This window comes from Marinilabiliales bacterium (assembly GCA_007695015.1).
Classification (GTDB): Bacteria; Bacteroidota; Bacteroidia; order Bacteroidales; family PUMT01; genus PXAP01.
Window position 1 is genome coordinate 1 of the sequence record REEN01000103.1, and the last position, 10302, is coordinate 10302.

Annotated in this window: 11 protein-coding genes; 7 read left to right on the forward strand and 4 right to left on the reverse strand. The window is 45.8% G+C overall.

The features are described 5' to 3' along the window. A partial coding sequence (locus EA408_12960) for a hypothetical protein (protein TVR68983.1) occupies positions 1–180 on the reverse strand: 180 nt, incomplete at its 3' end. A 262-nt stretch (positions 181–442) separates the two neighbouring features. Next, on the reverse strand, positions 443–940 hold the full coding sequence (locus EA408_12965; GenBank protein ID TVR68984.1) for a CoA-binding protein: 498 nt from the start codon (positions 938–940) through the stop codon (positions 443–445). A 274-nt stretch (positions 941–1214) separates the two neighbouring features. On the opposite strand from EA408_12965, the gene EA408_12970 reads away from it, so the two are divergent. The 4 genes from EA408_12970 to EA408_12985 all read left to right on the forward strand — a co-directional run bounded on the left by EA408_12970 (position 1215) and on the right by EA408_12985 (position 4367). Further along, positions 1215–1817 carry a TetR/AcrR family transcriptional regulator gene (locus EA408_12970; protein ID TVR68985.1) on the forward strand — a complete coding sequence of 201 codons (603 nt, stop codon included), beginning with the start codon at positions 1215–1217 and terminating at the stop codon, positions 1815–1817. Positions 1818–1910: 93 nt separating this feature from the next. Further along, complete coding sequence (locus EA408_12975) at positions 1911–2819, forward strand: ABC transporter ATP-binding protein (protein ID TVR68992.1); 909 nt, start codon at positions 1911–1913, stop codon at positions 2817–2819. Between the two features lie 98 nt (positions 2820–2917). Beyond that, positions 2918–3616, forward strand: a complete 699-nt coding sequence (locus EA408_12980) for an ABC transporter permease (GenBank protein ID TVR68986.1) — start codon at positions 2918–2920, stop codon at positions 3614–3616. 34 nt (positions 3617–3650) lie between these two features. After that, positions 3651–4367 (forward strand): hypothetical protein, encoded by a 717-nt coding sequence (locus EA408_12985; GenBank protein TVR68987.1) that lies wholly within the window; start codon positions 3651–3653, stop codon positions 4365–4367. Positions 4368–4502: 135 nt separating this feature from the next. Here the strand turns inward: EA408_12985 and EA408_12990 are convergent, their stop codons facing one another. After that, on the reverse strand, positions 4503–5783 hold the full coding sequence (locus tag EA408_12990; GenBank protein TVR68988.1) for a replication-associated recombination protein A: 1281 nt from the start codon (positions 5781–5783) through the stop codon (positions 4503–4505). A 373-nt stretch (positions 5784–6156) separates the two neighbouring features. Further along, the gene (locus EA408_12995) at positions 6157–6363 is read right to left on the reverse strand and encodes a DUF2905 domain-containing protein (GenBank protein ID TVR68989.1); all 207 of its coding nucleotides are present in this window, start codon (positions 6361–6363) and stop codon (positions 6157–6159) included. Positions 6364–6551: 188 nt separating this feature from the next. Here EA408_12995 and EA408_13000 point away from each other — a divergent pair, with 188 nt between their 5' ends. The 3 genes from EA408_13000 to EA408_13010 all read left to right on the forward strand — a co-directional run bounded on the left by EA408_13000 (position 6552) and on the right by EA408_13010 (position 10006). Continuing rightward, the gene (locus EA408_13000; protein TVR68990.1) at positions 6552–7778 is read left to right on the forward strand and encodes a hypothetical protein; all 1227 of its coding nucleotides are present in this window, start codon (positions 6552–6554) and stop codon (positions 7776–7778) included. 176 nt (positions 7779–7954) lie between these two features. Continuing rightward, positions 7955–8443, forward strand: a complete 489-nt coding sequence (locus EA408_13005) for a GNAT family N-acetyltransferase (GenBank protein TVR68991.1) — start codon at positions 7955–7957, stop codon at positions 8441–8443. A 327-nt stretch (positions 8444–8770) separates the two neighbouring features. Further along, positions 8771–10006, forward strand: a complete 1236-nt coding sequence (locus EA408_13010) for a hypothetical protein (protein TVR68993.1) — start codon at positions 8771–8773, stop codon at positions 10004–10006. Positions 10007–10302: the final 296 nt, after the last annotated feature.

Here is a 10302-nt window from a genome sequence, read left to right on the forward strand (position 1 = left end):
CCTGCCCAGCACTGCAATACCAAAAGAGGGGTGGTCAACATAGGCATCACCAGAAAAGAGAATTACATCAAGCTCGTTCCATCCCCTGATCTTCACCTCCTTTAATGAAGTAGGGAGCCATGATCCGGAAATTTCATTATCCCTTATTAACCTGTTCTTCTTTAACGATCCTGGTGCCATATATATCTCAACTCAGTGTATGTTCAAGATCATCCGGTTACGCCTGATCCAAATAATCCGCCTGATTTTTTTTTCTTTTGCCTTACCTGCATGATCGGTATTTGCGAATTACCGGTTTATGTCCGTTTCTATGCTTTGATTTATAGTGGCGTATTATTTCCATAACTATAGAATAAAGGTATTGTTAGATTTGTGAATTTACGTACAAAGGTAAACATTGACTGCAATTTTCTGTAGAATAGACAGTGTTGATACTGTGCCATTAATTCCCGGCGACAGTGATTGATTTCTCCGGCCGCTGTTTTGGATAAGCTCCAAACAGCTTTGCAAGTTTCTCGTGAAATTTGTGAATCCCGGTGGGTTGCGCAAACATGAAGATGCATTGTTTGCAAATCAGGTTTAATTCGTTTCTTGATCCATATTCAATGATTTCGTTGCTGTGCGCGCCAAGCTGCACGAAAATGTTTTTGATACCCTTATCTTCAGCATCACGGATCACAGAGATTCCCTGCTCTGGTTTGGTAGCTACAATAAGCGCTTCAACATCATCGGGCAATTCGCTAACCGACCGGTAGCATCTGAATTCCTCGAAATAGTCAAGATTGGGGCTTACCGGAACAATATCGTAACCTTTCTTCTTAAGCTCCCTGAAGATAGAGCTGCCTGTTTTGTAGCTCTTACTTGAAACACCGGCCACAGCAAACTTTTTGCATGCCATGAACTTGTCGATATTCTCTTTTAAATATACCTGCTTTTCCATATATATTAATTGTTTAAATGTTGCTAATACTCAGTTTAGCTCTGCGGTACATGGATAGTAAACGGGCTCCTTCCAATATTGATGATGCTCATGAAACTCAGGGATAGGGATTTGTGGGTGAAGCCCCTCCAGAGCATTACCGCGACCAAAGAGCGAGGGTTTCCAGGATTGACCAAAGCACATTTCCAAAAACAAAGTTACAATATGTTCGAATAAATCGAGAAAAATTTTCAATAACAAACCGACTGGTCGGTATTTTGATTATATTTGCAACATGGCATCAACAAAACAGGGTATTTTAAATAAGGCGTTTGCCCTATTTCTCACGGTAAGCTACCGCGACGTAACCCTAAGCAAGCTTCTGAAAGAGACCGGGATATCAAAGGGCGCCTTTTATCATCATTTCAGCAGCAAGGAGGAGCTGTTTACTGATGTAGCCGAACAATTCTTTTTCGGTGCGTCTCCAGGTTCGGGTTTCCGACCCTCCCCAAATGCTGGCTTCATTGTAAATATGAACAGCCTGCTTGATAAAAAACAGCAGGCATTCGAGTGGTTTGCCGGTAAATACAAAACAGGCCATAAGGAGTTTAATTTTTTTATGTTCATAGCCGAGGCAATCCGGTATCTGCCCGGGGTAAGGGAGAAAGTTACAATACTGGTTGATAATGAGATATCACTGGTAAGAGAAATACTCGGGTCAGCGCAAGACAATGGAGAGCTGAAACCCGGTGTGGATATCAATTTTATGGCCGGGCACATAGTACGGGCTTTTGACGGATATGAGATGCATGGAGTACTTCTGGGACAATCGGCCGAAACTGTGAATCGGGAAAAAGAGATGGTAATGCAGATTTGGGAACTTATAAAGAAGAGGTAATGCACAGGCGGGGTCTGACCGGCAGGTATGGACACTGTTTTTACTGCTCTGAACGAATTATTGCACCGCATAATAATCTTCAATATAACTGACATGATAGAGGTAAAAGATTTGACCTATCGATACCGTGGCGAAAAGAGTCCTGCGGTTGACGGCATCAGCTTTGATGTGAACAGGGGAGAGATATTCGGGTTCCTGGGCCCTTCCGGTGCAGGAAAAAGTACTACACAGAAGGTACTAATCAGGCTGTTAAGGGGATACTCCGGCAGCGCCAGGATAGCGGGCAGGGAGCTAAGTGTGCTTAACGGTGATTTCTATAATATGATAGGTGTAGGCTTCGAATTACCGAATCACTACCCGAGACTGACCGCACTTGAAAACCTCCAGTTTTTCGCCTCCTTCTATAGCAACAGGACGAAAGACCCGATGGAGTTGCTGCGTATAACCGGACTGGAGGAGCATGCCGGCAGGAAGACCTCCGGTTTTTCAAAGGGGATGAAGATGAGACTCAATTTTGTGCGGGCGCTGATTCATGATCCTGATATCCTGTTCCTCGACGAGCCTACTTCCGGACTTGACCCGCTTAATGCCAGGAAGATAAAGAATATCATAAAGAACCTGCGCAGCCGGGGCAAGACTATCTTTCTGACCACCCATAACATGCACGATGCAGGGGAGCTATGCGACAGGGTGGCCTTCATAACCCGCGGTCGCATCGCCCTTACCGACGCCCCCGTGAATCTGCAACTGCAGCATGGTACCCGGAAACTGAAGGTTGAGTATGGCGAACAACAACCCGCTGAAGCAGAGTTTCCGCTTGACGGACTGGCGGGTAATGACCGGTTTCTCTCGATCATCCGCAACCAGCACATCAGGTCGATGCACACCTCCGAGGCTACCCTTGAAGAGATATTCATAAAGACAACAGGGGAGTCCCTTACGGGGGAGGAATCCATCAACATCAATTCAGATGAGCAGGTGCAAAAAGATGAACAGCCATAATATTCCGACCAGGATAAACAGGAAACTGTATTATTTCCCTTTCGGGGAAAAACTGGCATCCGGCACAAACACCGGGGATCCAATAAAATACAAAAATGATGTACAGGCTGATAAAACTAATAGAGCTTGATTTCAAGCTGATAGTCCGCAATAAAATTCTGGCCGTGGCAGCGCTTGTCACCCTTCTTTACGTGATTATCATCCAGGTCCTTCCCGAAGAGTCATTCACCATGGTGCTGACGCTGCTGATCTTTTCCGACCCGGTGATGCTGGGATTTATGTTCATTGGTGCGATGGTGCTTTTCGAGAAAAGCTCCAACACCATCCAGGCTCTCTCCGTCACCCCTGTCCGACCCGGCGAATATCTTCTCTCAAAAGGTATAGCGCTGACAACTATAGCGCTTGCGGCAAGCCTGGTAATGGCTCTGGCAGGCGTGAGACTGAATTTCAGTTTCCTTTACCTGTCTGCCGCCGTAGTCCTGTCATCGTTGCTGTTCATATTCGGCGGCTTCGTTGGTGTTTCGAGGGTAAGCACTTTCAATCAGTATTTCATTGTAATTCCCATGTTCATGATTCCCACCTGCCTTCCTTTTCTCAATTATTTCGGGGCAACCGACACCTGGGTATGGTATATCGTTCCCACCCAGGCATCGCTGATCCTGTTCCGGGCCGCCTTCGAAGGTACGGCGGACTTACCGATGGCAGAAATCGCATACGCCGTACTGTACCTGCCGGCAGCAGTACTTATAAGTTATGTGTTTGCTGAAAGGGCATACTTTAAAATGCTGACAAAATGATACTAATGGATTGTTCAAATCAACATACAGTAAAATGAGCCCTGCATTAAATATAATAATAACCGACATTAAGAACATACTGAGGGACCCTTCGCTCGTTATGATGCTGTTTGTCCCTTTTCTCATCACAGCATTACTGAGATGGGGCTACCCTTATTTCCTGGAAGCCGTTCCGGAAGCCACCGAATACAATATGCTGGTCCTCGCCATGCTGGCTATGACTTCCGGGGCGATGCCGGGAATGGCACTTGCCTTTGCAATACTGGATGAGAAGGATAACGGATTGTTACCGGCCCTGATGATACTTCCCGTTTCATTCAGGAAGATCGTTCTTAACAGAATATGGACTATCTCTATTTACGGCACTTTCGCTGCATTAATAACTATTGGGTTTTCAGGATTGTCTGAAGCCAGCCTGCTCCAGAACCTGTTACTATCACTCCTTGCGGCCTCAACTGCGGCAGCGTTTGGAATGGTACCGGCATTCTTTGCCGCCAACAAGATTGAGGGTGCTACTCTGGCTAAGATCCTCAACTTCCTGCTGGTGTTTCCCTTGCCGGCATTTATCTTCTCAGGATGGTGGACCAGTCTGCTGGGGGTGTTTCCCGCGTGGTGGGTTTACAGCGCATTTACGAGCACTACTGATCCGGTTCAGTTTCTGACCTCATTTGGATGGGGAATTGCCTACCATCTGCTGATTACCATAATTGTTACAAGGCAGATATTTTCAAGGGTTGCAAACCAGGATTAATTGATTTTTCGCTGCCGGCCGGTACCTTCCTGGCCAGTAAACTATTGATTCCGGGCCCAATTCAATAAACATGGGTCGTTTCAATGAATTTATTAAACCACCCTGAGCATAGAATATGGCATGAATTATTGATAATCAATAATTGTAAAAGTCTTTCCACCACCTTTTAAGCATTGCCGATATATCCTTTTCGCGGATGTTATCCTGGGGCTGGTAAATCTTCCTGCCTTTTATTTCCTCCGGAAGGAACTCCTCCTGGGTGAAGTTCCCGTCATAGCTGTGGGCGTACTTGTAATCCTTGCTGTACCCAAGGTCTTTCATAAGCTTGGTGGGCGCATTCCTGATATTAAGCGGAACCGGCAGGTCGCCTGTCTTCCGCACCAGCTCAAGCGCATCGTCAATAGCCATATAGGCCGAATTGCTCTTGGGTGAAGTGGCCAGGTAGATGGTGGCTTCCGACAGTATGATCCTGGCCTCCGGCATACCGATCATCGACACCGCCTGGAAGCAGTTGGTTGCCAGCAGCAGCGCATTGGGATTTGCAAGTCCGATATCCTCGGCCGCGAGGATCACAAGCCGCCTGGCAATGAACTTGATATCCTCGCCACCCTCCAGCATCCTTGCCAGCCAGTAGACTGCTGCATTGGGATCGCTTCCGCGGACGGACTTGATAAAGGCGGAGATGATGTCGTAATGCTGCTCGCCGCTCTTGTCGTATAGCGCGATGTTCTCCTGCAGCTTTTCGAGCACCTTGCCATTGGTTATCTCAACGGCACCATCATCCTCGCTCGAAACGACCAGCTCCAGCAGATTATAAAGCTTGCGGGCATCGCCGCCCGAATACCTCAGCAGCGCTTCATGCTCAGTGACCTTTATTTCACGCTCCTTCATCGTGACATCCAGCTTTAGCGCCCTGTCGAGCAGTCCGAGCAGATCATCCTTTTCAAGTGGTTTCAGGACATAAACCTGGCAGCGGGATAGGAGGGGGGCTATCACCTCGAAGGAGGGATTTTCAGTGGTGGCACCGATCAGTGTAATAATACCTTGTTCCACAGCGCTGAGCAGCGAGTCCTGTTGCGACTTGCTGAACCGGTGTATCTCGTCGATAAAAAGTATGGCATTCGGCCGGTTGAAGAACTGCTGCTTTTTCGCCTTTTCGATCGCTTCCCTCACATCCTTGACTCCCGAATGCACGGCGCTCAGGGTATAGAAGGGTCTCTCGAGCGTGTTCGAGATTATCCGCGCAAGCGTGGTCTTACCTACCCCGGGTGGCCCCCACAGGATCATCGATGGCACCTTTCCGGATTCTATTAATTTCCTTAACGGGGAATTCTTTCCGGCAAGATGCTGCTGACCCGCGTAATCATCGAGGGTCTTCGGGCGCATTCGTTCTGCAAGAGGCTGGTTGTAGCTCATTTTTCTAAGATGACGGCTCCCCTGGCCATTATCAAAAAGCAATCTTAATCTGTGCAAAAATAAACTTAATGATTGAAGTTCCTCGCAACATTCCGTCGTTCACTTCTAATCTCTCCCGCTAATTTCCAAAATACTTAACCTACTCCAAAATAACCATGGTTGCTTCTTTGTCCAGATCCCTTCATCCGCTCCAGTTTCCTTCTTCCATCCCCAATGCTTATCTCCTAACTCTGCCCTCCACGTCACACCTGCCCTCCACTTTACACCTGATCTCCTCCTAACTCTGCCCTCCACTTTACACCTGACCTCCTCCTAACTCCGGCCTCCATTTTACTACTGCCCTCCTCTTCATTACCCCCTGTTTTACTACCTCTTAGTGCCTGAACAACCTGATCAGCAATGACAGCACAAGGCTTATCAGTATCATTGATGTGATGGGGATGTAAACCCTTGTCCTCTCCGTTTCAATGCGGATATCGCCCGGAAGCCTGCCGAACCAGTTAAGGGCACCTGGAGCATAGTGCAGCAGCAGTCCTATGACGATCAATATTATTCCGGCAATAATCAACCAGCGCGACATAAATTAAGGATCTGGAATTTAAGTTATCAGGCTCGCCAGGCATTTTTTCAATTCGAACAAATATAAAACCAATTACAACCAATTCAAACCAGTTCAATATCCTGAAACACTCTTCTGCCTCAATCGTGATCGGTTACGAATAATATATTTTTAGCTACTTTTGATCATCCATATACAATTCATTATATATGAAAACTTTAATTGCTTTTTGCTTTTTAACATCGTTTATATCGGTATCGGTTTTTGCACAGATAAAATCATCTTGGAGCGGCCCCGGCAGAAACGGGATATATCATGAGACCGGGTTGTTAAAAGAGTGGCCGGAACAGGGCCCGGAAGTGTTGTTTACAATTGAGGGGATCGGACATGGATATTCTTCGCCCTCTTTTTCAAACGGGAAGATTTACCTTTCGGGGATGATAGATCGAACGGGCTATGTCTTCATATTCAACAAAGATGGTGAGCTGTTGAACCAGTATGATTACGGTCCCGAATTCCGCAGGTCCTATCGCGGATCAAGATCAACACCACTTGTTGTAGATAACCTGCTGTACCTGGTAAGCGGAATGGGAAAAATAATGTGCCTTGAGGCTGACACAGGTAAAGAGATCTGGTCAAGAGATGCAACTGATGATTTTGGTGGCAGCAATATCCGTTGGGGCATAACAGAAAACCTGCTGATTGACGGAAACAAGGTGTTTTTTGCACCCGGTGGCAGGAAACACAATATTGTGGCCCTTAACAGGTTTACAGGCGAGATTATCTGGTCGAGCCCGGGAACAGGCAGGGGCGACCAGTCAGCCTATTGCTCTCCCATGATTGTTGATTTGCCTGAAAGAAAACTGTTTGTTACCAAAATGGCAGGTGGAATTGTCGGCCTCGATGCTGAAAACGGTGAATTCCTCTGGTCATACCCATTTACCAACCGCCACTCAATACATGCCAACACACCTTTATTCAGGGATGGTTATATCTATGCCTTCAGCACTGATGAAGCTGGTAGCGTAAAACTTAAGCTCAGTTCCGACGGAAGTCAGATTGAGCCGGTATGGGAAAACAAGGAGATCAACCCGATGCATGGCGGTGCAGTTATAGTTGATGATCACATCTATGCCGCAGTATATGTAGGCAGAAGGTGGTATTGCATGGACAGTGAAACCGGCGAACCGTTATGGTCTTCGAGAGATATTGACAGGGGAGTAGTCATTTATGCCGATGAAAGGTTATACTTTTACACTGAAAGAGGAGAACTGGCACTGTCAAGGCCCAATCCCGGGGGAATGGAAATTATCAGCATGACCAGCATTGATCATATAGGGACAGGCCAGCATTTTTCGCACCCGGTGATTCACGAAGGAAGGTTGTATGTAAGAAGAGGAGACGCTATGGTTGTATTTGATATTTCAAGGGAATGAAAAATTTGTCCATCCATCCCGGCTTTCATTGCCATCCCTCCCGGTTTTCAATGCCGGCCCGCCAGGTTTCCTTCGCCGGCCCGTCTGGCCTCCTTCGCCGGTCCGTCTGGCTTCCATTGCCGGCATTGTAGTACCCTAATGATCTGAATTTTGCAATTATAAATTCCCGGTTAACCATGAACAACCCGGTTCCTGTCAGAGAAATAAGGAAAGAAGATAATCCCCATCTTGCCATATTGATCCGCGAAGTCTTTGATGAACACGGAGCACCCCATCACGGTACGGTCTATTCCGATCCGACCACTGACGATCTGTACGCCTTGTTCAGCAAGAGCCGGTCGGTGCTTTTTGTTGCAGAAAAAGAGAACCGTATTTGCGGCTGCTGCGGTATATACCCTACAGAGGGGCTGGACAGCGATACTGCAGAGCTGGCAAAGTTTTATTTACACCCTGATTACCGGGGTAAGGGAATTGGACGGGCACTAATGGAAAAATGTATTGAAGCGGTAAAATCACTCGGGTATAAAAAGCTATACATCGAAAGTCTCCCTCAATTTGCGAAGGCAGTAAGGATATACGAGAAGCAGGGCTTTCGCAGGATCAGCCGCCCCCTTGGCAACTCCGGCCACACCTCCTGCGACATCTGGATGGTGAAAGAACTCTGACCACTACACTGATTAAATTTTTGTACCAAAACAGATGATTGCCAAGGCAATTCAGAATAAGTTTAAGCAACTCAAATCAATGGTTAATATCTTTTAAGCAGACTATTAACTATCCTGATGTTGGCATGAATACCAAAATCTTGCAAGAAAGGATCAAATATTCCGGAAAAATTTCTTAACTTAATTAATACAACAGCCTTAGGGCGCTTTTGCTTAAACAGAAATATCTCAATCATGGTAAAAAAGATAATATACTTGTCTATGGCCAGCCACAACGGACGAGATCTGCTTCTGCTAAAATTTGAGAGAGACAGTTACATTGAAGAGATGATAAGGCTTACGGGGGTTGCATCCTGGCACAATAATTTAAAATCCTGGTTTGTAATATATAACCTCGAAAACCTGAAACAGATCCAGAATACCTTGGGCAAAATAGCACATCTTGACATCAGCGAAGCTGAGAAAAGCCTCATAACACCTAACTCAGGCAGAACCGTATTAAGATATCATCCCTACAGAAAGAGAGACGGGGATTTACCCGGAGCAAGAAAATATTCCCAGTCACCTGATCATTCCCAAACACCTGATCATTCCAAATCCCCGGTGTTCCAAAGAGAAACTTCCAAAATCCGGCAAGCGGATAACAGCCCCGCCACTAAACCATACGGCTCTTCTGGTCCAATAACGCATACCGTAATCGCCAAAGACGATTATTTGAAACACCCCGGAACGGAAAAGGAGATTGCAGAATTTGAGGAATATATGAAGCAGAAAAGGTATAGCCCCTCCACAATTAAATCATATCTCAGTTCAATAAGGCAATTCTTTCAATATTATGGCGGGCCGCAAGTCAAGGTCACAAATGGTGATATATCTGAATATATCAGCCATCTGATTGAAAAAGGATATTCCAGCTCATTTCAAAACCAGATTGTAAGCGGCATCAAGTTATTCTTTTCCCGGATTCATAATCAGGAAATCATCTCAGGGTTAATTGAAAGACCCAGGCGTGAACACAGACTACCCAATGTGCTAAGCAAAGCTGAAATACAGAGAATCCTTGCAGCCCCACGGAATCTGAAACACCGGGCCATGTTGAGCTTAATCTATGCATGCGGACTGAGAAGGAGCGAGCTGTTGAATTTGAAACCTGGTGATATTGACAGCAACCGGAATCTCGTGATAATCAGACAAGCTAAAGGTAACAAAGACAGGGTTATACCCTTACCGGGGAAGATCCTGTCGAGTCTCCGGGAGTACTACCTCGCCTACAGACCATCAACCTGGCTGTTCGAAGGACAATCAAAAAACAGTCAATACTCGGCCACCAGCCTGGCAAAAGTACTGAAAAATGCAGCAGCCAAAGCAGGAATAAACAAAGAAGTCTCTTTGCACTGGTTGAGGCACTCATATGCAACCCACCTGCTTGAACAGGGCACCGACCTCAGGATAATCCAAGAACTCCTGGGACACAAAAGCTCCAAAACCACGGAGATATACACACATGTCAGCACCCAGAGCCTTCAGCAGATTAAATCACCCATCGAAGATATGGATATCTGAATATGAATTCGATCAGGCAGGCATTCATAAAAATAATTCCTGATGCAATTTTCGGCATTATTAAATGAGTGTATCAATATTTTTCATAACTTCATCTCGATAAGTAATCAGCCATTAAAACATAATCAATACACACCAAATAAGATTATATTAATGACCTTTTAAACCGATGTATATAATTTAAATTCCACACCCAATAAAACCAACAACTCAAAATAGTACTCAATACATTTATTCAGGAGTTGTAAGTAATTGTTAATGCCCTAGACACATGAAAAATCTTCTATTAACAATAG

What these genes read in the sequence shown, in the direction of transcription:
- EA408_12985 (TVR68987.1), top strand. Translation starts at nt 3,651, where the DNA reads ATGAGCCCTGCATTAAATATAATAATAACCGACATTAAGAACATACTG.
- EA408_12970 (TVR68985.1), top strand. Translation starts at nt 1,215, where the DNA reads ATGGCATCAACAAAACAGGGTATTTTAAATAAGGCGTTTGCCCTATTT.
- EA408_13010 (TVR68993.1), top strand. Translation starts at nt 8,771, where the DNA reads ATGATAAGGCTTACGGGGGTTGCATCCTGGCACAATAATTTAAAATCC.
- EA408_13000 (TVR68990.1), top strand. Translation starts at nt 6,552, where the DNA reads ATGAAAACTTTAATTGCTTTTTGCTTTTTAACATCGTTTATATCGGTA.
- EA408_12980 (TVR68986.1), top strand. Translation starts at nt 2,918, where the DNA reads ATGTACAGGCTGATAAAACTAATAGAGCTTGATTTCAAGCTGATAGTC.
- EA408_12965 (TVR68984.1), bottom strand. Translation starts at nt 940, where the DNA reads ATGGAAAAGCAGGTATATTTAAAAGAGAATATCGACAAGTTCATGGCA.
- EA408_13005 (TVR68991.1), top strand. Translation starts at nt 7,955, where the DNA reads ATGAACAACCCGGTTCCTGTCAGAGAAATAAGGAAAGAAGATAATCCC.
- EA408_12990 (TVR68988.1), bottom strand. Translation starts at nt 5,783, where the DNA reads ATGAGCTACAACCAGCCTCTTGCAGAACGAATGCGCCCGAAGACCCTC.
- EA408_12995 (TVR68989.1), bottom strand. Translation starts at nt 6,363, where the DNA reads ATGTCGCGCTGGTTGATTATTGCCGGAATAATATTGATCGTCATAGGA.
- EA408_12975 (TVR68992.1), top strand. Translation starts at nt 1,911, where the DNA reads ATGATAGAGGTAAAAGATTTGACCTATCGATACCGTGGCGAAAAGAGT.